Origin of the sequence: Variovorax sp. 38R (assembly GCF_014843395.1) — a bacterium.
Classification (GTDB): Bacteria; Pseudomonadota; Gammaproteobacteria; order Burkholderiales; family Burkholderiaceae_C; genus Variovorax; species Variovorax paradoxus_H.
In genome coordinates this window covers 803,174-825,539 of sequence record NZ_CP062121.1, presented here as the reverse complement: position 1 = coordinate 825,539, position 22,366 = coordinate 803,174, and the positions used below count along the sequence as shown (strand labels likewise).

The window sequence follows — 22,366 nt, the reverse complement described above, 5'->3', positions numbered from 1 at the left end:
GGAGATTCCCTCGAGGTAAGAACGGCGGTGTACGCAAAAAGAAAACACGGCCGGGGCCGTGAACGCAGCGATGCTCGCAGCGCTATGTGACAAAGGTTTGTCACATGACACAGAGATGCCACAGCGCGGCCGCGGGCGTCACACGGCTGTCATGTCGACGGGGTGACGCGGGCGGCTTCAGCCCCGTCTAAGGAAGCTTTGTCTACGATGGGCTCCCCACGAGGTCTGGCGCACGAGCGCCTGCGAGGAAATCTGCATGTCATCTTCTGCCCCATCGCCCACCATCGCCGCGCGTGCCGGCACCTTCGTCCAGGTCGTGCGCCGCGTGTTCCGGCTCGCGGCGCCCTACTTCAACTCCGACGAAGAGAAATGGCGGGCGCGCCTGATGTTCGCGGGCATCGTCGCGCTGAACCTGGCGTATGTGTACGCGCTGGTGCTCTTCAACCAGTGGTACGGCCGCTTCTACGACGCGCTGCAGAACAAGGATGCGACGGTCTTCTGGCGCGAGATCCGCGTGTTCGCCGTGCTGGCCTTCTTCAACATCGCGATCCAGGTGCTGAAGTTCTATGTGACGCAGATGCTCCAGCTGCGCTGGCGCGCCTGGATGACGCGCAACTACCTCGGCCGCTGGATGGCCGACCGGGCCTTCTATCACCTGGAGCTGGCGCGCTACGCGCAGGCCGACGGCGCCACGCCCGACAACCCCGACCAGCGCATCCAGGAAGACATGCAGATGTTCACCAATGCCACGATGACGCTGTCGATGGACTTGATGAACGCGGTGGTCACGCTGCTGAGCTTCATCGGCATCCTGTGGGGCCTGTCGGGCACCTTCGACCTGTCGCTGGGCGGCAGCACCTACCAAGTGGCCGGCTCGATGGTGTGGCTGGCGCTGGTCTACTGCGTGGTCGGCACGGTCATCACGCACTTCATCGGCCGGCCGCTGATCGGGCTGAACTTCCGCCAGCAGCGCTTCGAGGCCGACTTCCGCCACCACCTGGTGCGCGTGCGCGAGTACAGCGAAGCCATCGCACTCGACCGCGGCGAGACCGTGGAGCGCGGCCAGCTCGACGTGCGCTTTGGTGCGGTGCTGCGCAACTACCTGCAGCTGATCAAGCAGCAGAAGAACCTGGTCACGTTCACCGCGATGTTCGGGCAGGCGTCGCTGATCTTCCCGTTCATCGTGTCGGCGCCGCGCTTTTTCAGCGGCGCCATTCAGCTGGGCGGCCTCATGCAGATTTCATCGGCCTTCGACAAGGTGCAGGAATCGCTGAGCTGGTTCGTCGAAAACTACGACAAGGTGGCCGTCTGGCGCGCCACCACCGACCGTTTGATCAGCTTCGACGACGCGATGCGCGCCCACGCGGCACGCGACGTCGGCCTGCAACGCGACGACAACGCCACCGCTTTGGACACCACCGGACTCACGGTCGCGCTGCCCAATGGCACGCAGTTGCTGGCCGGCGCCGCGCTGGCGGTGCGTCCCGGCGACAGCGTGCTGCTGCAAGGCCCGTCGGGCAGCGGCAAGTCGACGCTGTTCCGCACCTTCGCTGGCATCTGGCCGTTTGCGAGCGGCAAGGTGCAGGCCCCGGCGGACGCAGTCTTCATGCCGCAGCGCCCCTACCTGCCCGACGGCAAACTGCGCGAGGCGCTGACCTACCCGCACCCTGCCGCCGGCTTCAGCGACGACCAGCTGCGCCAGGCGCTGGTCGATGCGCTCTTGCCCGACCTCGTGAACCGGCTCGACGACAGCGATGCCTGGAGCCAGAAGCTCTCGGGCGGCGAGCAGCAGCGGCTGGCCATCGCGCGGGTGTTGCTGAAGAAGCCGGCCTGGCTGTTCGCCGACGAAGTGACCAGCGCGCTCGATGCGCCGGCCGAAGCCGTGCTCTACCAGCGGCTCGCCGACACGGTGCGGGCGGGCGGCGGCGCGATGGTGTCGATCGCGCACCGCCCGGCGGTGGGCGATTTCCATGGCCAGCGGTGGACGCTGATGCCGCAGGAAGAAAGCGCGGCCGGCAGCGCGCGCTACCGGCTCGATACCACTACCGCTGCTCAGCCCGCAGCGACGTAGCGCTCCCAGCCCTTCTTGCGCAGCTCGCAGGCCGGGCACTCGCCGCAGCCGTAGCCCCAGGCCTGGCGATGCTCGCGGTCGCCGAGGTAGCAGGTGTGGGTTTCTTCGACGATGAGGTCGACCAGCGGCTGGCCGCCCAGGCGGTGGGCCAGCGCCCAGGTCTCGGCCTTGTCGATCCACATGAGCGGCGTCTCGATGACGAGGCGGCGCTCCAGGCCGAGCGACAGCGCGAGTTGCATGGCCTTCATGGTGTCGTCGCGGCAGTCGGGGTAGCCCGAGAAGTCGGTTTCGCAGACGCCGGTGACGATCACCTGCAGCCCGCGTCGATAGGCCAGCGCGCCCGCGAGCGTGAGGAACAGCAGGTTGCGCCCGGGCACGAAGGTGTTGGGCAGGCCGTCGGCCTGCATGGCGAAGGCGACTTCTTCGGTGAGCGAGGAGCCGCCGAGCTGGGCCAGCGCGGCGAGCGTGAGCACGTGGTCTTCGCCCAGGCGCGGCGCCCATTCGGGAAAGCGCTCGCGCATCTGGGCGAGCACGGTGCCGCGCACGTCGAGCTCGACGCGGTGGCGCTGGCCGTAGTCGAAGCCCAGGGTTTCGACACGCTGGTACTTGGACAGGGCCTCGGCCAGGCAGGTGGCCGAGTCCTGGCCGCCGGAAAACAGAACGAGGGCGGTGGTGTGCAGGGGCATGTCCGTCAACGGCGGGGCCGTTGTAGTGCAAATGCGTGATTTTCGCAGCCGATCGATGCGGCTGCTGACCGCCCTGTTCGGTGGCTTCTAGAGAAAGCGCTCCAGCAGCTTGCGCGAGGCGCGGTCGAGCGCCTTCGTATCGGGAATGCGGAACTGCACGCCGTGCGCGCTCGCGATGAGCAGCGCGCCGCCGTCGAGCCGGCGGATGTCTTCCTCGGCCTTGAGCACGAAGCTGGTGTCGCCGCGGTCGGTGCTCACGGTCCAGGTGCTGGGCACGCCGAAGCTCGACACGCCGTGCAGCTTCAGCAGCGTCGGCGCAAAGTCGCGCACGGCGAGTTCTTCGGTCAGCAGCGCCTGCGTGGGCGCGGGCAGCTGGTCGACGCGGTCGACCCACACGAGTTCGCGGCCTTCGCTGCCGACGAGCGACACGCCCTCGTTGGGCGCACTCAGCGGAAAGGCGCGCACGGGCGTCACGCCCACATGGCGCTCGCCCTGTGCGTCGGTCAGCACGAGGCGGCCGAAGGTGTCGCGTGCCAGTTCAAAGCTCATGGTGTTGGTGTTGCTGCTCATCACACGTCCCCTGCCGGATGGGCGGCGTGGCTCACGGCCAGCGGCGCCTGGGCGTTGGCGCGCTCGTCGGCGGCGCCCTCGCTCACATCGTCTTCGTCGCCCTGGCGCAACTGCGCCTGATACAGGCGCCAGTAGGCGCCCTGCTTGGCCATGAGCGCGTCGTGCGGCCCGACCTCGACCACCTCGCCGCGGTCCATGACCACGAGGCGGTCGGCCTTGCGCAGCGTGGACAAACGGTGCGCGATGGCGATGGTGGTGCGGCCCTGCACAAGGTTGTCGAGCGCCTTCTGGATTTCCTTTTCGGTCTCGGTGTCCACGGCCGAGGTGGCCTCGTCGAGGATCAGGATGCGCGGGTCGATGAGCAGTGCGCGCGCAATGCTGATGCGCTGGCGCTCGCCGCCCGACAGGCCCTGGCCGCGCTCGCCGACCAGCGAGTCGTAGCCATGCGGCAGGCGCAGGATGAAGTCGTGCGCGTGGGCCGCGCGGGCTGCGGCCACGACCTCTTCGCGCGTGGCGTCGGGCTTGCCGTAGGCGATGTTCTGCGCGATGGTGCCGAAGAACAGAAACGGCTCCTGCAGCACCAGCCCGACGTGGCGGCGGTAGTCGGCCACGGCGAAGCGGCGGATGTCGGTGCCGTCGACCTTGATGGCGCCGTCGGTCACGTCGTAGAAGCGGCAGATCAGGTTGACCAGCGTGCTCTTGCCCGAGCCGCTGTGGCCCACGAGGCCGATCATTTCGCCGGGCTCGATGGTCAGGTCGAGGTCGTGAATCACGGCGCGCGAGCCGTAGCGAAAGCCCAGCCCGCTCATCTCGATGCGGCCCTGCACGCGCTCCACCTTCACCGGGTTGGCCGGCTCGGGCACGTTGCTCACATGGTCGAGGATGTCGAAGATGCGCTTGGCGCCAGCGGCGGCCTTCTGCGTGACCGAGACGATGCGGCTCATCGAGTCGAGCCGCGTGTAGAAGCGGCCGATGTAGGCGATGAAGGCGGTGAGCACACCCACCGTGATGTGGCCGCGCGCCACCTGCCAGATGCCGAAGGCCCAGACCACGAGCAGGCCGATTTCGGTGAGCAGCGACACGGTCGGCGTGAACAGCGACCAGGTGCGGTTGAGCTTGTCGTTGACCTGCAGGTTGTAGGCGTTGGCGACGCGGAAGCGCTCGGCTTCGCGGCGCTCCTGCGCAAAGGCCTTGACCACGCGGATGCCGGGAATGGTGTCGGCCAGCACGTTGGTCACTTCGGACCACACGCGGTCGATCTTCTCGAAGCCGGTGCGCAGGCGGTCGCGCACGACGTGGATCATCCAAGCGATGAAGGGCAGCGGCACCAGCGTGACCACGGCCAGCAGCGGGTTGATCGAGAACAGGATGACCGCCGTCATGACGATCATCAGCACGTCGTTGGCGAAATCGAGCGCGTGCAGCGACAGAAAGACGTTGATGCGGTCGGTTTCCGAGCCGATGCGCGCCATGAGGTCGCCGGTGCGCTTGCCGCCGAAGTAGTCCAGCGGCAGGGTCAGCAGGTGCTCGTAGGTGGTGGTGCGCAGGTCGGCGCCGATGCGTTCCGACACCAGCGCCAGCAGGCAGGTGCGCGCCCAGCCCAGCCCCCAGCCGACCAGCGCGGCAATCAGCAGGCCGCCCAGGTACAGGCCGACCCGGCCGGAATCGATCTTCTGCCCGTTCTGGAACGGAATCAGGATGTCGTCCATCAGCGGGATGGTCAGGTACGGCGGCACCAGCGTGGCGGCGGTGGAAATCAGGGTCAGAACAAACCCGAGGATCAGCTGCTTGCGGTACGGCCCGGCAAAGCGGCCCAAACGCAGCAGCACCCAGGTCGAGGGCGGCGTTTGCAGTTCGGTGTCGGTGCCGTCGACCTCGAGCCCGTCGGGCACCTCTTCTGTCGCCTTCGTGACAGCCGGCGCCGCGCGCTGACCGAACAACTTGAGCATCTTGAGCGCCGCCGGCTGGCCGGCGAGCGTGTAGCGCCACCGGGCGAGCTGTCCGGCGGGCCCGATAAGGTCGAGGGTTCCGACGCCGGCATGGTCGGAAAGACGCATTTCCAAGGCCTGATCGGAGAGTGGCCACTCACGCCACTCGCCGCCGGGTTCCAGGGCGATGAGCCGCTGGTCGGTCAGGGCGACAAGGCCCGTGGCGAATCGAAGTTGGTCGTCGAGGTCAACCGCAAGTGTTACCGAAACGTTTTCAGCGCCTGCGAGTCGGCTTTTCAGCACGCCTGAAACCGCCTCCGTTTCGCCCGCCTGGGCGCCGACTGGATCGTGATGTTGCATTGTGTTTATTTGACTCTTGCCCGTCGCGGGCCGCAGGGACCGCGTCATGGCGTCCTTGGTCGGGCGCCGATTCTGACTGATCGCCATGGGTGCGCTTGAAGGCGCCGTGGTGCTCGGCCAAAGCACATCGAACGTTTGCATGACCCGTTTCGACGACATCCAATTGCTGCGCATTAACTATTTGCGCGGTCCCAACCTCTGGACCTACCGTCCGGTGCTCGAAGTCTGGCTCGACCTGGGTCAACTGGAAGACTTCCCCTCCAACAAGATCGACGGTTTCACCGACCGGCTGACCACCCTGCTGCCGGCGCTCATCGAGCACCACTGCGGCGTGGGCGAGCGCGGTGGCTTCATCCAGCGCCTCACCGAAGGCACCTGGTCGGGCCACGTGCTGGAGCACGTCGTGATCGAACTGCTGAACCTGGCCGGCATGCCGACCGGCTTCGGGCAAACCCGCAGCACCTCGGAGCACGGCGTGTACCGCATGGTGTTCCGTGCCCGTGACGAGCAGGTCGCCCGCGTGGCGCTGACCGAAGGCCACCGCCTGCTGATGGCGGCCATCAACAACGACCCGTTCACCGCGGCCGACGTGCAAACGGCGGTCGAGGCGGTCAAGGCCAAGGTCGAAGACTGCTACCTCGGCCCGAGCACCGCGGCCATCGTGTCCGCCGCCACCGACCGCGGCATTCCGCACATGCGCCTGAACAGCGGCAACCTGGTGCAGCTGGGCTACGGCGCCAACCAGCAGCGCATCTGGACCGCGGAAACCGACTACACCAGCGCCATCGGCGAATCGATTGCCAGCGACAAGGAACTGACCAAGTCGCTGCTCGCCAGCTGCGGCGTGCCCGTGCCGCACGGCCAGGTGGTCGAGTCGCCCGAAGAAGCCTGGGAAGCCGCCGAAGACATCGGCCTGCCCGTGGTCGTGAAACCGTCGGACGCCAACCATGGCCGCGGCGTGTCGCTCGAGCTGACGACGCGCGAAGAAATCATGGCCGCCTTCGCGGTCGCCGAGCCCGAAGGCAGCGACGTGATGGTCGAGCGCTTCATCCGCGGCCACGAACACCGCCTGCTGGTGGTGGGCGGCGAGGTGGTGGCGGCCGCGCGCGGCGAGATCATCACCGTGACCGGCGACGGCACGAACACCGTGGCCGGGCTGATCGACAAGCAGCTCAACAGCGACCCGCGCCGCGGCGCCGAAGAAGAGTTTCCGCTCGACGTGATCGTGCTGGCCACCGACGCCAAGCTGCAGCTGGAACTCAAGCGCCAGGAGCTCGACGGCACTTCGGTGCCGGCCGCCGGCCGCGTGGTCACGATCCAGCGCAACGGCAACATGGCCTACGACTGCACCGACCTCGTGCACCCCGAGGTGGCACACGCCGCCGTGCTCGCCGCCCGCGTGGTCGGCCTGGACATCGCCGGCATCGACATGGTCGCGCAGGACATCTCCAAGCCGCTGGGCCCGCAGGGCGGCGCGATCGTCGAGGTGAACGCCGGCCCCGGCCTGCTGATGCACCTGAAGCCAGCCATCGGCTCGCCGCGTCCCGTGGGCCGCGCCATCTGCGACCACCTGTTCCCGAACGACGCACCCGGCCGCATCCCCGTGGTGGGCGTGGCCGGTTCGCGCGACACCGCCGTGCTCGCACGGCTGGTGGCCTGGCTCATCAACCTCGGCGGGCGCCACACCGGCCTGGCCTGCCGCGATGGCCTGTTCCTCGAACGCCGCCGCGTCGACGCACGCAACAGCGCCAACTGGGACGCCGGCCACCGCCTGCTCGTGAACCGTGCCGTCGAGGCCGTGGTGATCGAAAACGGCGCCGAAACCATCCTGCGCGACGGCCTGGCCTACGACCGCTGCGAAGTCGGCATCGTGACCGACCTCGAAGGCTCCGAAGCCCTGGCCGACTACGACATCACCGAGAGCGACCAGATGGTCAAGGTGCTGCGCACGCAGGTCGACGTGGTGCTGGCCGAAGGCACGGCCGTGCTGAACGCCGACGAGCCGCGCATCGCCGCGCTGGCGCCGCTGTGCGACGGCGCCGTCATCCTCTACGGCACCGACCCGCAGGCCGCCGCGTTCACCGCGCACCAGGCCGCCGGCGGCAAGGCCGTGCTGGTGCGCCAGGACCGCGTGGTGCTGGCCAACGGCACGAGCGAATCGTTCCTGCCCGGCCTGGGCCGCCTGACCATCTGGCGCGCGACCCACGTCGGCGTGAGCCTCGAAAGCCTGCTGGCCGCCGTGGCCGCTGGCTGGGCCCTGGGCATTCCGCTCAACCTGATCGGCGCCGGCGTCGAGGCCTTCGAAGCCGACCTGCAGGCGGCCCTGGCCTCGCTGCAGCTGTCGCAGACCTCGCCGCTTTCACCTCAGCAACAACAACTGGCATGACCCGATGCGCCGCCCCGCCACCCGCGGGGCCGGCGCCCAGGTCACTCCGCAAGATCACTGCAACCGCGCGCCCCGTGCCGTAGCCCCATGAAAGTCACCCGCATCCGCGCCCTGCGCGGCCCCAATCTCTGGAGCCGCCACACCACCATCGAGGCCGTCGTGGCCTGCGAAGGCGACGAGAACGCCGTCGGCAAGCTCGACGGGTTCGAAGCCCGCCTGCGCGCCCGCTTCCCGACCATCGGCGAGCTGCACCCCATGGTGCTCGGCCAGCCGCTGGCGCTGGCCCACGTGCTCGAGAACGCCGCCGTGGCGCTGCAGGCCCAGGCCGGCTGCGCCGTCAACTTCGGCAACACCGCACCCACGACCGAAGAAGGCGTGTACCAGGTCACCGTGCAGTACTCCGAGGAAGACGTGGGCCGCCGCGCGCTGGCCCTGGCCGAGGAGCTGATCCAGGCCGCACTGGCCGACACGCCCTTCGATGCCGACGCCGCCATCACCGAGCTGCGCGACCTCGACGAGTCGGAGCGCCTGGGCCCGAGCACCGGCTCCATCGTCGACGCCGCCGTGGCGCGCGGCATTCCGTACCGCCGCCTCACGAGCGGCAGCCTGGTGCAGTTCGGCTGGGGCTCCAAGCAGCGCCGCATCCAGGCCGCTGAAATCGACAGCACCAGCGGTGTGGCCGAAGCCATCGCGCAGGACAAGGAACTCACCAAGCAACTGCTCAACGCCGCCGGCGTGCCGGTGCCGCTGGGCCGCCCCGTGGTCAGCGCCGACGACGGCTGGGTGGCCGCCGAAGAAATCGGCCTGCCGGTCGTGGTCAAGCCGCAGGACGGCAACCAGGGCAAGGGCGTGACGGTGAACATCACCACGCGCGAACAACTCACCTCGGCCTACGACTCGGCCGCCGTGTACGGCGAAGTGATGGTCGAGAAATTCCTGCCGGGCTTCGACTTCCGCCTGCTGGTGGTGGGCGACCGCCTCGTGGCCGCCGCGCGCCGCGACCCGCCGCAAGTCATCGGCGACGGCAGCTCGACCGTGCGCCAGCTGATCGACACCGTGAACCTCGACCCGCGCCGCGGCGAGGGCCACGCCACCTCGCTCACCAAGATCCGACTGGACGACATCGCCATCGGCCGGCTCGAGTCGCAGGGCCTCACGCCCGAGAGCGTGCCCGAGCTGGGCCAGCGCGTCGTGCTGCGCAACAACGCCAACCTCTCGACCGGCGGCACCGCCACCGACGTGACCGACACCGTGCACCCCGAAGTGGCCGCGCGCGCGGTCGATGCGGCGCAGATGGTCGGCCTGCACATCTGCGGCGTCGACATGGTCTGCGAGAACGTGCTGCGCCCGCTCGAAGAACAGCACGGCGGCGTGGTCGAAGTGAACGCCGCGCCCGGCCTGCGCATGCACATCTCGCCCTCGTTCGGTCGCGGCCGCGCGGTCGGCGAAGCGGTGATGGACACGCTGTTCGCGCCCGGCGACGACGGCCGCATTCCCGTGGTGGCCGTCACCGGCACCAACGGCAAGACCACCACCGCGCGCCTGATCAACCACATCATTGCCTCCAGCGGCCTGCGCACCGGCATGACGAACACCGACGGCGTGTACGTCAACGGCCGCCAGACCGACAGCGGCGACTGCAGCGGCCCCAAGAGCGCACGCAACGTGCTGATGCACCCCGACGTCGATGCGGCCGTGTTCGAAGTGGCCCGCGGCGGCGTGCTGCGCGAGGGCCTGGGCTTCGACCGCTGCGAGGTGGCCGTGGTCACCAACATCGGCAGCGGCGACCACCTGGGCCTGAACTACATCACCACGGTGGAAGACCTGGCGGTGCTCAAGCGCGTGATCGTGCGCAACGTGGCCGCCGACGGCTACGCGGTGCTCAACGCAGCCGACGTGAACGTCGCCGCCATGGCGGCCGGCTGCCCCGGCCACGTGATCTTCTTCACCGCCGACCGCATGCACCCGGTGATGGCCACGCACCGCGCACAAGGCAAGCGCACCGTGTACGTCGACCAGGACACGCTGGTGGCCGCCGAAGGCTCGTGGCGCGAACGCATCGCGCTGCGCGACGTGCCGATCACGCGCGGCGGCACCATCGGCTTCCAGGTCGACAACGTGATGGCCTCAGTGGGCGCCGCGTGGGCCGTGGGCCTGGACTGGGACACCATCCGCAGCGGCCTGTCGAGCTTCATGAACGACGCGGCCGGCGTGCCCGGGCGCTTCAACGTCATGGACTACCGCGGCGCCACCGTGATCGCCGACTACGGCCACAACACCGATGCCATGAAGGCGCTGGTGTCGGCCGTGGACACCATGCCCGCCAACAAGCGCTCGGTGGTCATCAGCGGCGCGGGCGACCGGCGCGATTCGGATATTCGCGACCAGACCGCGATCCTCGGCCAGGCCTTCGACGACGTGATCCTGTACCAGGACGCGGCGCAGCGCGGCCGTGCCGACGGCGAGGTGATGGCGCTGCTGCGCCAGGGCCTGCAGGGCGCGTCGCGCACACGCCAGATCGACGAGATTCGCGGCGAGTTCGTCGCCATCGACACCGCGCTCGCGCGGCTGCAGCCGGGCGACCTGTCGCTGATCCTCGTCGACCAGGTCGAAGAGGCGCTGGCCCACCTCGCGCAGCGCATCGCGCAGGGCTGATCCCCTCGCACCGCAGCGCAGGAGGCACGCCCTCCTTGCGCTGACGGACGTGTCCCACACGCAGGGGCGCGTCCGGCCCGCTCCACGGCGTGCGGCTTGTCCCACAGCCCCGCGCCACCGGCCGGCCCACACTGGGACACCGGTCGCGCCCTGCGTTCTTTTGGTTTCTGTTCTCTGTTCGCACGGCGCGCCGCTTCAGGAGCCCCGATGACGATCCACACCTTCCGTTCCACGCTCTCGACGGCTGCCCTCGTGGCAGTCGGCGGCTTCTTCATGGCCGGTGCGCCGCTGGCTTCGGCCCAGGCGCCCGGCAGCGATGCCCGCATGCAGAAGGAGCGCGCCACCTGTGACGGCGTGCAACAGGACCGCGCGGCCTGCCTGCGCGAAGCCGGCGCTGCGCGCCAGGAAGCCGGACGCCACGGCCTGACCACACCCGATGCGGTGCGCGAAGACGCCAACGCGCTCGCACGCTGCCGCGAACAACCCGTGGCCGACCGGGCCGATTGCGAAGCACGCATCCGCGGCGGTGCGCGCACCTCCACCGAAGGCAGCGTGATGGGCGGCGGCGTGATCCGCGAAACCGTCACCCCGCTGCCGCCACAGCCCGTGCAGCCGGTGCGTTGATCGAAACAAGGCCGGCCTTCACCCCGATACGCCAGACAAGGAGCACACCATGCCAAACAATGCGCGTTCGATGATCTTCGCCCTGCTCGCACTCAGCGGGCTGGCCACCACCACCATCGCCACGGCCGCCCGTGGCGACGGCGGCAGCACCTACCAGCAGGAAGTGTCCGTCTGCGGCCACAACCAGCAGGACCGCGCCGCCTGCATCCGCGAAGCCGGTGCCGCACGCCAGGCCGCGGCACGCGGCGGCCTCACCTCTGCGCCCGACTACCGCGCCAACGCCGTGGCCCGCTGCGGCCTGCAGCCGCCGGCCGAGCGCGCCGACTGCGAAGCACGCGTGCTGGGCAGCGAGGGCAACATCCGCAGCAATGTCGATGGCAGCGTGATGGGCGGCGGTGTGATCCGCGAGTCGGTCTCGACCCGCGTGGTGAACATACCCGCCACTTCACTGCCGCCGCCGATGGTCGCGCCGATGCCGGCCCCCATGCCTGCGGAACCGATGCCCATGCCCATGCCGAGGCCCATGCCGCGCCCGGCACCGATGCCGGTGCAGTGACCCGATGCGCATCACCCGGGAGCGTCTCGGTGATAACACCGACGGGCGCTCCCGTGGCGATGCCCTCGTTTGTCATGAAACGGTCACAAAATAAAGGCATGTGCTAGCTATAGTTCCCGGTCCCTGCCAACCGAGGAACACTTTCCCATGAATGCCATCAAGGTCGCTCGCCGATTCATCGAAACGGACCCGGCCAACGAATCGGCCAAGATCCTTGCCCAGCTGGTGCTGGCGCTCGAATCCGAACGCAGCTTCGAGCTGATCACGCTCTACAGCCTCGACTACAAGAGCTTCGAACTCGCGATGGACATCCTCAAGGAGTGGCGCCTGGACCGCTACTACGCCAGCAAGTCCAAGCTGTTCGATCTCTCGCTGCAAGTCACCGAGCTCGAAGCGGGCAACCCCGCTCCCTGAGCCCGTCCCATGGCGGCCTGGCACCCGGGCCCGCCTTTTTTCTTTCTCACTTCCCCCAACGCAGCACCAACGGATCGAGCCGCTTCGCGGTCTCGATGAGGCCGGCGCGCGTCTCGGGATGCAGCGCGGGCAGCGGATGCCGCGGCGCCTCGCAAGCGATCACGCCGCCCTCCTTCATGAGCGACTTGCAGGCCAGCAGGCCCGCCTGCCGATTCTCGTAGTTGATGAGCGGCAACCACTGCTGGTAGAGCGCGAAGGCCTTGTCGCGGTCGCCCGCGCGGTGCGCTTCGATGATCGGGCGGATGCCGTCGGGATAACCACCACCGGTCATCGAACCGGTCGCACCGGCATCGAGATCAGGCATCAGCGTGATGGCCTCTTCGCCGTCCCACGGCCCTTCGATGGCATCACCGCCCAGGCGGATCAACTCGCGCAGCTTCGACGCCGCACCGGCGGTTTCGATCTTGAAGTACGCGACCTGCTCGATCTCTTGCGCCATGCGCGCGAGGAACGGCGCCGACAGCACCGTGCCGCTCGCGGGCGCGTCCTGGACCATGATCGGAATCGTCACCGCATCGGACAGCCGCGCGTAGAACTCATGGATCTGAGGCTCGGGCACGCGGAAGGTCGCGCCGTGGTACGGCGGCATCACCATCAGCATCGCCGCGCCCATGTCCTGCGCGCGGCGGCTGCGCTCGGCGCAGACCTGGGTGCTGTAGTGCGTGGTGGTCACGATCACCGGCACGCGGCCCTTCACGTGTTCGAGGATGGTGCGCGTGAGCACCTCGCGCTCCTCGTCGGACAGCACGAACTGCTCGGAGAAATTCGCAAGGATGCACAGCCCGTCGGAGCCCGCGTCGATCATGAAATCGACGCAGCGCTTCTGGCTCTCGAGGTCGAGCGCGCCCTGTTCGGTGAAGGTGGTGGGCACCACCGGGAAGATGCCGCGGTATCGGGGGGTCATGGTGAGATCAATGGGAGTGGCGGGGAACGGCCGAGCCTCTGCAGCCGACCAGGAAATCGAAGTCGCAGCCTTCATCGGCCTGCAGCACGTGGTTCACGTAGAGCTTCTGGTAGCCGCCGCCGCGCGTGCTCATGGGCTGCGCATCGGAGGCGGACAACGACGCGAGGCGCGATGCGAGTTCTTCGTCGCTGATGTCGAGGTGCAATCGCCCCGCATCGCAGTCGAGCTCGATCCAGTCGCCGTCGCGCACCGCCGCGAGCGGCCCGCCATCGGCCGCTTCGGGTGCGACGTGCAGCACCACCGTGCCATAGGCCGTGCCGCTCATGCGTGCGTCCGAGATGCGCACCATGTCCTTCACGCCCTGGCGCAGCAGCTTGGGCGGCAGGCCCATGTTGCCGACCTCGGCCATGCCGGGGTAGCCCTTGGGGCCGCAGTTCTTGAGCACCATCACGCAGCTCGCGTCGATGTCGAGGTCTTCATCGACGATGCGTGCCTTATAGTGCTCCAGGTTCTCGAACACCACGGCGCGGCCGCGGTGCTTGAGCAGCTCGGGCGTGGCGGCCGAGGGCTTGAGCACCGCACCGCGCGGCGAGAGGTTGCCACGCAGGATGCGGATGCCGCCATCGGCGATCAGCGGCTTGTCGAGCGGGCGGATCACCTCGTCGTCGAGACTCGGCGCGTCGCGCACGTTGTCCCAGATCGACCGGCCGTTGACGGTGAGCGCATCGGGGTGCGGCAGCAGGCCGTTCTCGCCGAGGCGGCGCAGCACGGCAGGCAGACCACCCGCGTAGTAAAACTCTTCCATGAGGAAGCGGCCCGAGGGCATGAGGTCGACGATCGTTGGCGTGTTGCTGCCGATACGCGTCCAGTCTTCCAGCTCCAGCTCGACGCCGATGCGCCCCGCAATCGCCTTCAGGTGGATCACCGCATTGGTCGATCCGCCGATGGCCGCGTTCACGCGAATGGCGTTCTCGAAGGCCTCGCGCGTGAGGATCTTCGACAGCGTGAGCCCTTCCTTGGCCATCTGCACCGCGCGCATGCCCGACATCTGCGCCAGCACATAGCGCCGCGCATCGACCGCCGGAATCGCCGCGTTGTGCGGCAGCGAGGTGCCCAGCGCTTCGGCCATGCAGGCCATGGTCGAGGCCGTGCCCATCGTGTTGCAGGTGCCCGCCGAGCGCGACATGCCGCCTTCGGCCGAGAGGAACTGGTGCAGGTCGATTTCGCCCGCCTTCAGCGATTCGTGCAGCTGCCACACGGCCGTGCCCGAACCGATGTTCTTGCCATCGAGCTTGCCGTTGAGCATCGGGCCGCCCGTGACGACGATGGCCGGGATGTCGCAGCTGGCCGCGCCCATCAGCAGCGCGGGCGTGGTCTTGTCGCAGCCCGTGAGCAGCACCACCGCATCGACCGGGTTGCCGCGGATCGCTTCTTCCACGTCCATGCTCGCGAGGTTGCGCGTGAGCATCGCGGTGGGCCGCAGGTTCGACTCGCCGTTCGAGAACACCGGGAACTCGACCGGGAAGCCGCCCGCCTCCGAGATGCCGCGCTTCACGTGCTCGGCGATCTTGCGGAAGTGCGCGTTGCACGGCGTGAGCTCCGACCAGGTGTTGCAGATGCCGACGATCGGCCGGCCGTCGAACTCGTGGTCGGGGATGCCCTGGTTCTTCATCCAGCTGCGGTACATGAAGCCGTTCTTGTCGGCGGAGCCGAACCATTCGGTCGAGCGCAATTTCTTTGTCATGGGGAAGTGGTCAGCGGCGCGGGGCGCGCAAGGTGAAGAAGCGTTGGAGCAGGCAGAACACGAAGAGCAGCGCGCCGACCACGATGCGCGTCCACCACGAGCTCAGCGTGCCGTCGAAGGAAATCAGCGTCTGGATGATTCCGAGCATCAGCACGCCGAAGAGCGTGCCCGTCACATAGCCCACGCCGCCCGTGAGCAGCGTGCCGCCGATCACCACGGCCGCGATGGCGTCGAGCTCCAGCCCGACCGCGTGCAGGCCGTAGCCCGAGAGCATGTAGAAAGTGAAGATCACGCCCGCCAGCGCCGAGCAGAAACCCGAGAGCGTGTACACGCCCACGAGCGTGCGGCGCACCGGCAGGCCCATCAGCATCGCCGAATGCTCGCTGCCGCCGATGGCGTACACCGCGCGCCCGAAGGGCGTGCAGTGCGCGATGAACACCGCGGCCAGCAGTACCGCGATGGCGATCACCGCGCTGATCGACACCGAGGCCTCGCCCCAGATGGGAATGCGGACCTGCGAAACCTCGGAGTAGAACGCGTTCGTGATGCTGATCGAGTCGATGCTGATGAGGTAGCACAGCCCCCGCGCGAGGAACATGCCCGCGAGCGTGACGATGAAGGGCTGCAGCCGGAAGCGCTCGATGAGCAGGCCCATGAACGCGCCGAACGCCGTGCCCATCGCGAGCACCAGCGGAATCACGATGGCCGGGCTCCATCCGTGCTTCTCGACCAGCGACGCCGACACCATCGTCGTGAGCGCAATCACCGAGCCCACCGACAGGTCGATGCCGCCCGAGAGAATCACGAAGGTCATGCCGACCGCGACCACGATGAGGAAGGCGTTGTCGATCAGCAGGTTGAGGAACACCTGCGCCGAGAAGAAGCCGTCGTAGAACACCGAGCCCAGCGTCGCCATCAGTATGAACAGCGAGATCGTCGCGGTGAGCGGCAGGTACTTCGGATTGAGCCTTGCCCTGCTCCCACGCGCGGGAGTGGGTTGAGGTGAAGGTGCCGCGTCGATCACAGCGCTCATGCCCTGCCCCCGTCATGCACCGGCCGCTGCACCAGCGTGCGAACTTCCGCCCTGAACTCCGGCGACTGCATCAGCATCACCACGAACACCACCACCGCCTTCACCACGAGGTTGATCTCCGGCGGCACGCCCAGCGAATAGATCGCGTAGGTCAGCGTCTGGATGATGAGCGCACCGATCACGCTGCCCACGAGGCTGAAGCGCCCGCCCGTGAGCGCCGTGCCGCCGAGCGTGACCGCGAGGATCGCGTCGAGCTCCAGCAACTGCCCCGCGTTGTTGCCGTCCGCGCTCTTCACGTTCGAGCTGATCAACAGGCCCGCCACGCCCGCGCACGCACCGCAGAACGCATACGCACCGACAACGAGCCGCCGCGACTGGATACCCGCCACGCGCGCTGCGGTCGGGTTGATGCCCACCGCCTGAATGAACAGGCCGAGCGCCGTGCGCGTGATCGCCAGGTACAGCAGCACGAACACCGCCGCCACGATGAACAGCGAGAACGGCAGCCCCAGCAGGTAGCCGCTGCCGAGGAAGAAGAAGGGCTTGTAGTAGATCGTGATGATCTGCCCGTCGGCAATCAGCTGCGCGATGCCGCGGCCCGCCACCATGAGGATCAGCGTCGCGATGATCGGCTGCATGCCGACCTTGGCGACCAGCAGGCCGTTCCACAGGCCGCACAGCAAGGCGACCGCGATGGCCGCGAGGATCGCGAGCGGCATCGGGAAGCGGCTCACGTCGCTGGACACCGAGCCGCCGATCATCCAGGCCGCGACCGCCGCCGCGATGGCGACCACCGCGCCCACCGAGATGTCGATGCCGCGCGTGGCGATCACCAGCGTCATGCCGAGCGAGACCAGCACGAGCGGCGCCGCGCGGTTCAGGATGTCGATGAGGCTCCCGTAAAGATGGCCGTCGCGCCATTCGAGGTGCAGGAAGCTCGCGTTGAATGCGGTGTTGATGGCGAGCAGGAGCAGCAGCGTGATGAGCGGCCAGGCGAGGCGGTGGCTCATGAGGGACGAGAGGCGGTTCATGCGGCAGCAATCATTTCGTACACCTCATCCTCCGTCGAACCACCCGGCAGTTCGCCCACCTTCTTGCGATCCCGCAGCACCACGATGCGATGCGCGACGCGCACCACCTCGCTCATCTCCGACGAGATGAAGATCACCGCCATGCCCGCGCGCGCGAGCCGCAGGATCTCTTCCATGATTTCCTGCTTGGCCGCCACGTCGATGCCGCGCGTGGGCTCGTCCAGGATCAACAGGCGCGGCTCGGTCGCGAGCCAGCGCGCGATCATGGCCTTCTGCTGGTTGCCGCCCGACAGCAGGCCGATGGGCGTTTCAACGCTTGCCGTCTTGATGCCCAGCGAGGCGACGAAGCGCTCGGCCATCGCGGTCTGCTCCGCGTGCGAGAGAAATTTCCGCGTGCCCAACCGAGCCTGCAATGCGAGCGCGATGTTCTCGCGCACCGACAGCTCGGCCACGATGCCATCGGTCTTGCGTTCTTCAGGACACAGCGCGAGCCCTTCGCGGATCGCATCGGCCGGGTTCGAGAAACTGACCGAACGCCCGTCGATCTTCAACACGCCACGGTCCGGCGATTCGAGCCCGAACAGCAGCCGCGCAAGTTCGGTGCGCCCTGCCCCCAACAGCCCCGCAATGCCGACCACTTCGCCGGCCCGCACGCGCAGGTCGGTCGCCTGCAACTGCCCGGCCTGCCCCAACCCTTCGGACTGCAGCAGCGCGGGCGCCGCTTCGTCGAACGCAGGCAGTGCCGCAGGCCGCGCCGATTGCGCCGCCAGCTCGCGCCCCAGCATCGCCGCGATCAGCGCCTGCGGGCCGAGGTCTTCCGCCTTCCACTCGCCCACCCAATGACCATTGCGCAGCACCGTGATGCGGTCCGACACCGCGTACACCTGGTTGAGAAAGTGCGTGACGAACACGATCGCCAGCCCTTCGCCGCGCAGTCGCCGCAGCACCTCGAACAGTTTCTCGACCTCGTCGTCATCGAGGCTCGAGGTCGGCTCATCGAGGATCAGAACCTTCGACGACACGCCCAGTGCCCGCGCGATCGCCACCATCTGCTGCACGCCCACGGAGTAGCTCGACAACAAGCGCGTCACGTCGATATCGAGCCCGATGCGCGCCAGCAGCGCTTCGGCGCGACGGTTCACAGCCGCCCAGTCGATGCGAAAGCCCTGCAGCGCACCGCAGCGCGGATAGCGCCCCGCAAACACGTTCTCCGCCACCGAAAGGTTCGGGCACAGGTTCACCTCCTGGTAGACCGTGCTGATGCCGAGCTTCTGCGCCTCCAGCGGCGAGCCGGGCCGGATGGCCTGGCCATCGAGGAACATCTCGCCGCCGCTCGACGGCAGCACGCCCGTGAGCACCTTGATGAGCGTGGACTTGCCCGCGCCGTTCTGCCCCATCAGCGCGTGGATCTCGCCCGGGTAGAGCTTGAGCTGCACGTCGTTCAGCACGGCGATGCCGCTGAAGTGCTTGTGGATGCCCCGCAGCTCCAGCACGGGGGTGACGCTGCTGCCGGTCATGCGTTCACTTGTTCTTGTTGTAGACGTCGATGAACACCGCCGCCAACAGCACCAGCCCCTTGATGACCTGCTGGTAGTCGATGCCGATCCCCAGGATCGACATGCCGTTGTTCATCACGCCCATGATGAAGGCGCCGATCACCGCGCCCATCACGCGGCCCACGCCGCCCGAAGCCGAGGCGCCGCCGATGAAGCAGGCGGCAATCACGTCGAGTTCGAAACCCAGGCCCGCCTTGGGCGTGGCCGTGTTCAGGCGCGCCGCGAACACGAGGCCCGCGAGTGCGGCCAGCGCACCCATGTTCACGAAAGTGAGGAACGCGAGCCGTTGCGTCTTCACGCCCGAGAGCCGCGCCGCTTTCTCGTTGCCGCCGAGCGCGTAGATGCGCCGGCCGATGGTGGTGCGGTTGGTGACGAAGTCGTACACCACGATCAGCACCGCCATCACGATCAGCACGTTGGGCAGGCCCTTGTAGGTGGAGAGCAGGTAGCTGAAGAAAAGAATGATCGCCGCGAAGAACAGGTTCTTCACGAGGAAGAAGGCGTACGGTTCCTGCTCCATGCCATGCGCCTTGAGCTTGGCACGCCCGCGCAGCTTGAAGAACACCAGCGCCGCGGCCGCGAGCGCGCCCACGACCAGCGAGGTGGTGCGCAAGGTGTCGCCGCCCAGCGGATCGGGAATGAAGCCCGAACTCAGGCGCTGGAACTCCACCGGAAACGGCCCCACCGACTGCCCGGCGAGCAGCGCCAGCGTGAGCCCCTTGAACACCAGCATGCCCGCGAGCGTGACGATGAACGACGGGATCTTGCGGAAAGCGACGAACCAGCCCTGCGCCGCACCGATGACGGCACCGGCCGCGATGCTGATGATCGCCGTCGGCACGAAGTGCCATTCGTACTCCACCATCAACACCGCTGCGAGCGCGCCGATGAAGCCGCAGACCGAACCGACCGACAGGTCGATGTGGCCCGCCACGATCACCAGCAGCATGCCCAGCGCCATGATGACGACGTAGCTGTTCTGCAGCAGCAGGTTGGTGAGGTTGAGCGGCCGCAGCAGCGTGCCGTCGGTCAGCACCTGGAACAGCACCATGATCGCGACCAGCGAGATCAGCATGCCGTACTCGCGCAGGTTGTTCTTCAGGAAGCCCACATGGAGCTTCGCTGCCACGGGGGCGGCGCCCTGCACCGCGTTGGCTTCAGGCGGCGACATGGACACTGCTCCCTGCGCTGACGATCGCATGCATGATGCGTTCCTGCGACGCCTCGGCCGCCGTGAACTCGGCCACGAAGCGACCCTCGTTCATCACGTAGATGCGGTCGCACATGCCGAGCAACTCCGGCAGTTCGGAAGAGATCATGAGAATGCCTTTGCCCTCGCTCGCGAGCTGGTCGATGATGGTGTAGATCTCGTACTTGGCGCCCACGTCGATGCCGCGCGTGGGTTCGTCCAATATCAGCAGCTCGGGCTTGGTGAAGAGCCACTTGCTCAGCACCACCTTCTGCTGGTTGCCGCCCGACAGGTTGACCACCAACTGCTCGACGCCCGAGCAGCGGATGTTCAGCGCCTTCTTGTAGTCGTTGGCCACCTTGAATTCGCGGCCGTCGTCGATCACCGCGCGTTCGGAAATCGCATCGAGGTTCGCGAGGCTGATGTTCTTGCGGATGCCTTCCTCCAGCACCAGCCCCAGGCCCTTGCGGTCTTCGGTGACGTAGGCGATGCCGTGGTCGATGGCCTTGCGCACGGTGCTCACGTCCACAGGCTTGCCATGCATGAGCACCGACCCGCTGATGCGCTGGCCGTACGACTTTCCGAACACGCTCATCGCCAGCTCGGTGCGGCCCGCGCCCATGAGGCCCGCGATGCCGACGATTTCACCCTGGCGCACGTGCAGGTTCACGCCCTTGATCTGCTCGCGGTCGGCATGCAGCGCGTGGTGCACGCGCCAGTCGCGCACCTCCAGCACGGTCTCGCCGATCTTCGGCGAGCGCTGCGGGTAGCGGTGTTCCATGTCACGGCCCACCATGCCGCGGATGATGCGGTCTTCGCTGATCGCCTGCTTCGCGCAGTCCATCGTCTCCACCGTCGCGCCGTCGCGCAGCACGGTGATCGCGTCGGCCACCTTGGCGATCTCGTTGAGCTTGTGCGAGATGAGGATCGACGCGATGCCCTGCCGCTTCAGTTCGAGCAGCAGCATCAGCAGTGCATCGCTGTCGTTCTCGTTGAGGCTCGCGGTGGGCTCGTCGAGGATCAGCAGTTTCACCTCTTTGGCGAGCGCCTTGGCAATTTCCACCAGCTGCTGCTTGCCCACGCCCAGGTCGGTCACGAGCGTGGTGGGCAATTCTTTCAGCCCCACCTTCGCCAGCAGCTCACGTGTCTTCGCATAGGCGGCGAACCAGTCGATCACGCCGCCGGTGGCGATCTCGTTGCCGAGAAACAGGTTCTCGGCAATCGAGAGCAGCGGCACCAGCGCCAGCTCCTGGTGAATGATGATGATGCCGAGCTTCTCGCTGTCGGCAATCGTCTTGAAGCGGCGCAGCTCGCCCTCGAAATGAATCTCGCCGGTGTACGAGTCGCACGGGTAGACGCCGCTCAGCACCTTCATGAGCGTCGACTTGCCCGCGCCGTTCTCGCCGACCACCGCGTGGATCTCCCCCGCGCGCACGGCGAGGTTGACGTTGCTCAGGGCCTTCACCCCGGGAAACGTCTTGGTGATCCCGCGCATCTCGAGGATCGTGCGTTCGCCGTCCTGGCTCACTTGACCTGGCTTTCCTTGTAGTAGCCGCTGTCCACCAGCACCTGCTTCCAGTTGGAGCCGTCCACGCTCACCGGCTTGAGCAGGTACGAGGGCACGACCTTGATGCCGTTGTTGTAGGTCTTGGTGTCGTTCACCTCGGGCGTCTTGCCCGAGAGCATGGCGTCGGCCATGGCCACCGTCACCTTGGCGAGTTCGCGCGTGTCCTTGAACACGGTGGAGCTTTGCTCCTTGCGCAGGATCGACTTGACCGACGGAATCTCCGCGTCCTGCCCCGACACCACCGGCATCGGCTGCGAACCCGAGCCGTAGCCCACGCCCTTGAGCGACGAGAGGATGCCGATCGACAGGCCGTCGTACGGCGACAGCACCGCATCGACGCGGTTCTTCGTGTAGTAGGCCGACAACAGGTTGTCCATGCGCGCCTGCGCCACCGCGCCATCCCAGCGCAGCGTGCCGACCTTGTCCATGCCCATCTGCTTGCTGCGCACCACCAGCTTGCCGCTGTCGATGTAGGGCTTGAGCACCGACATCGCGCCGTTGTAGAAGAAGAAGGCGTTGTTGTCGTCCGGTGAACCGCCGAACAGCTCGATGTTGAACGGGCCCTTGCCGCTCTTCAGGCCCAGCGCCGCCTCGATCGATTGCGCCTGCAGCACACCGACCTGGAAGTTGTCGAAGGTGGCGTAGTAGTCGACGTTTTTCGAGCCCTTGATGAGCCGGTCGTACGCGATGACCTTCACGCCCTTGTCAGCGGCCTTCTGCAGCACGTCGGACAGCGTGGTGCCGTCGATGGCCGCGATGACCAGCACCTTCGAGCCCTTGGTCACCATGTTCTCGATCTGCGCGAGCTGGTTGGGAATGTCGTCGTCGGCGTACTGCAGGTCGGTCTTGTAGCCCTTGTCCTTGAAGTACTTGACCATGTTGGCGCCGTCGGCGATCCAGCGGGCCGACGACTTGGTGGGCATCGAGATGGCGATGAGGCCCTTGTCCTGCGCATGGGCCATCGGCGTGAAGCCGACGACGGCAAAGGCGAGGCCCGCGAGCGAGGCTTTGAGGAAGTTGCGTTTCATGTCG

17 protein-coding genes are annotated in these 22,366 nt (G+C 67.5%); 6 read left to right on the top strand and 11 right to left on the bottom strand.

Annotation, left to right across the window (positions count from 1 at the left end; genetic code table 11):
- Positions 1–256: 256 nt before the first annotated feature.
- Positions 257–2,071, top strand: a complete 1,815-nt coding sequence (locus IG196_RS03645) for an ABC transporter ATP-binding protein/permease (RefSeq protein ID WP_192195067.1) — start codon at positions 257–259, stop codon at positions 2,069–2,071.
- Here IG196_RS03645 and queC read toward each other — a convergent pair.
- The 3 genes from queC to IG196_RS03630 form a co-directional block, all read right to left on the bottom strand.
- Positions 2,053–2,757, bottom strand: a complete 705-nt coding sequence (gene queC, locus IG196_RS03640; RefSeq protein WP_192195066.1) for a 7-cyano-7-deazaguanine synthase QueC — start codon at positions 2,755–2,757, stop codon at positions 2,053–2,055. The genes IG196_RS03645 and queC overlap by 19 nt on opposite strands.
- Positions 2,758–2,844: 87 nt before the next feature.
- Complete coding sequence (locus tag IG196_RS03635) at positions 2,845–3,327, bottom strand: DUF1854 domain-containing protein (protein WP_192195065.1); 483 nt, start codon at positions 3,325–3,327, stop codon at positions 2,845–2,847.
- Complete coding sequence (locus IG196_RS03630) at positions 3,327–5,615, bottom strand: ABC transporter ATP-binding protein (protein ID WP_192195064.1); 2,289 nt, start codon at positions 5,613–5,615, stop codon at positions 3,327–3,329. Before IG196_RS03630 ends, IG196_RS03635 begins: the two co-directional genes overlap by 1 nt.
- Positions 5,616–5,754: 139 nt before the next feature.
- Here IG196_RS03630 and cphA (IG196_RS03625) point away from each other — a divergent pair, with 139 nt between their 5' ends.
- The 5 genes from cphA (IG196_RS03625) (at position 5,755) to IG196_RS03605 (ending at position 12,250) form a co-directional block, all read left to right on the top strand.
- On the top strand, positions 5,755–8,001 hold the full coding sequence (cphA, locus tag IG196_RS03625) for a cyanophycin synthetase (RefSeq protein ID WP_225616915.1): 2,247 nt from the start codon (positions 5,755–5,757) through the stop codon (positions 7,999–8,001).
- Between the two features lie 87 nt (positions 8,002–8,088).
- A complete protein-coding gene (cphA, locus tag IG196_RS03620; protein ID WP_192195062.1) occupies positions 8,089–10,656 on the top strand; it encodes a cyanophycin synthetase in 2,568 nt (855 codons plus the stop codon).
- Positions 10,657–10,863: 207 nt separating this feature from the next.
- Entirely contained in the window at positions 10,864–11,280 is a 417-nt protein-coding gene (locus IG196_RS03615; protein WP_101491097.1) for a hypothetical protein, read from the top strand.
- Positions 11,281–11,329: 49 nt separating this feature from the next.
- Positions 11,330–11,836, top strand: coding sequence for a hypothetical protein (locus IG196_RS03610; RefSeq protein ID WP_192195061.1), 507 nt, complete (start codon positions 11,330–11,332; stop codon positions 11,834–11,836).
- 147 nt (positions 11,837–11,983) lie between these two features.
- Entirely contained in the window at positions 11,984–12,250 is a 267-nt protein-coding gene (locus IG196_RS03605) for a hypothetical protein (RefSeq protein ID WP_192195060.1), read from the top strand.
- 46 nt (positions 12,251–12,296) lie between these two features.
- Here the strand turns inward: IG196_RS03605 and IG196_RS03600 are convergent, their stop codons facing one another.
- Genes IG196_RS03600 through chvE form a run of 8 tightly spaced genes read right to left on the bottom strand, consistent with a single transcriptional unit; the run spans position 12,297 to position 22,362 of the window.
- Positions 12,297–13,214, bottom strand: a complete 918-nt coding sequence (locus tag IG196_RS03600; protein WP_192195059.1) for a dihydrodipicolinate synthase family protein — start codon at positions 13,212–13,214, stop codon at positions 12,297–12,299.
- Between the two features lie 7 nt (positions 13,215–13,221).
- On the bottom strand, positions 13,222–14,958 hold the full coding sequence (locus IG196_RS03595; RefSeq protein WP_192195058.1) for an IlvD/Edd family dehydratase: 1,737 nt from the start codon (positions 14,956–14,958) through the stop codon (positions 13,222–13,224).
- A gap of 10 nt (positions 14,959–14,968) precedes the next feature.
- Positions 14,969–15,991 carry a galactofuranose ABC transporter, permease protein YjfF gene (gene yjfF, locus IG196_RS03590; RefSeq protein ID WP_192195057.1) on the bottom strand — a complete coding sequence of 341 codons (1,023 nt, stop codon included), beginning with the start codon at positions 15,989–15,991 and terminating at the stop codon, positions 14,969–14,971.
- Positions 15,988–17,022 (bottom strand): ABC transporter permease, encoded by a 1,035-nt coding sequence (locus tag IG196_RS03585; RefSeq protein WP_192195056.1) that lies wholly within the window; start codon positions 17,020–17,022, stop codon positions 15,988–15,990. The genes yjfF and IG196_RS03585 overlap by 4 nt, the downstream gene beginning before the upstream one ends.
- Positions 17,019–18,539 (bottom strand): sugar ABC transporter ATP-binding protein, encoded by a 1,521-nt coding sequence (locus IG196_RS03580; protein WP_192195055.1) that lies wholly within the window; start codon positions 18,537–18,539, stop codon positions 17,019–17,021. The genes IG196_RS03585 and IG196_RS03580 overlap by 4 nt, the downstream gene beginning before the upstream one ends.
- Before the next feature lie 4 nt (positions 18,540–18,543).
- Positions 18,544–19,749 (bottom strand): multiple monosaccharide ABC transporter permease, encoded by a 1,206-nt coding sequence (mmsB, locus tag IG196_RS03575; protein ID WP_192195054.1) that lies wholly within the window; start codon positions 19,747–19,749, stop codon positions 18,544–18,546.
- A complete protein-coding gene (gene mmsA, locus IG196_RS03570; protein WP_192196908.1) occupies positions 19,736–21,262 on the bottom strand; it encodes a multiple monosaccharide ABC transporter ATP-binding protein in 1,527 nt (508 codons plus the stop codon). The genes mmsB and mmsA overlap by 14 nt, the downstream gene beginning before the upstream one ends.
- Positions 21,263–21,291: 29 nt before the next feature.
- Entirely contained in the window at positions 21,292–22,362 is a 1,071-nt protein-coding gene (gene chvE, locus IG196_RS03565) for a multiple monosaccharide ABC transporter substrate-binding protein (RefSeq protein WP_101491107.1), read from the bottom strand.
- Positions 22,363–22,366: the final 4 nt, after the last annotated feature.

Bases quoted from the DNA above. Each gene is read 5' to 3' on its own strand.
- IG196_RS03645 (WP_192195067.1), top strand. From the start codon at position 257: ATGTCATCTTCTGCCCCATCGCCCACCATCGCCGCGCGTGCCGGCACC.
- queC (WP_192195066.1), bottom strand. From the start codon at position 2,757: ATGCCCCTGCACACCACCGCCCTCGTTCTGTTTTCCGGCGGCCAGGAC.
- IG196_RS03635 (WP_192195065.1), bottom strand. From the start codon at position 3,327: ATGAGCAGCAACACCAACACCATGAGCTTTGAACTGGCACGCGACACC.
- IG196_RS03630 (WP_192195064.1), bottom strand. From the start codon at position 5,615: ATGCAACATCACGATCCAGTCGGCGCCCAGGCGGGCGAAACGGAGGCG.
- cphA (WP_225616915.1), top strand. From the start codon at position 5,755: ATGACCCGTTTCGACGACATCCAATTGCTGCGCATTAACTATTTGCGC.
- cphA (WP_192195062.1), top strand. From the start codon at position 8,089: ATGAAAGTCACCCGCATCCGCGCCCTGCGCGGCCCCAATCTCTGGAGC.
- IG196_RS03615 (WP_101491097.1), top strand. From the start codon at position 10,864: ATGACGATCCACACCTTCCGTTCCACGCTCTCGACGGCTGCCCTCGTG.
- IG196_RS03610 (WP_192195061.1), top strand. From the start codon at position 11,330: ATGCCAAACAATGCGCGTTCGATGATCTTCGCCCTGCTCGCACTCAGC.
- IG196_RS03605 (WP_192195060.1), top strand. From the start codon at position 11,984: ATGAATGCCATCAAGGTCGCTCGCCGATTCATCGAAACGGACCCGGCC.
- IG196_RS03600 (WP_192195059.1), bottom strand. From the start codon at position 13,214: ATGACCCCCCGATACCGCGGCATCTTCCCGGTGGTGCCCACCACCTTC.
- IG196_RS03595 (WP_192195058.1), bottom strand. From the start codon at position 14,958: ATGACAAAGAAATTGCGCTCGACCGAATGGTTCGGCTCCGCCGACAAG.
- yjfF (WP_192195057.1), bottom strand. From the start codon at position 15,991: ATGAGCGCTGTGATCGACGCGGCACCTTCACCTCAACCCACTCCCGCG.
- IG196_RS03585 (WP_192195056.1), bottom strand. From the start codon at position 17,022: ATGAACCGCCTCTCGTCCCTCATGAGCCACCGCCTCGCCTGGCCGCTC.
- IG196_RS03580 (WP_192195055.1), bottom strand. From the start codon at position 18,539: ATGACCGGCAGCAGCGTCACCCCCGTGCTGGAGCTGCGGGGCATCCAC.
- mmsB (WP_192195054.1), bottom strand. From the start codon at position 19,749: ATGTCGCCGCCTGAAGCCAACGCGGTGCAGGGCGCCGCCCCCGTGGCA.
- mmsA (WP_192196908.1), bottom strand. From the start codon at position 21,262: ATGCGCGGGATCACCAAGACGTTTCCCGGGGTGAAGGCCCTGAGCAAC.
- chvE (WP_101491107.1), bottom strand. From the start codon at position 22,362: ATGAAACGCAACTTCCTCAAAGCCTCGCTCGCGGGCCTCGCCTTTGCC.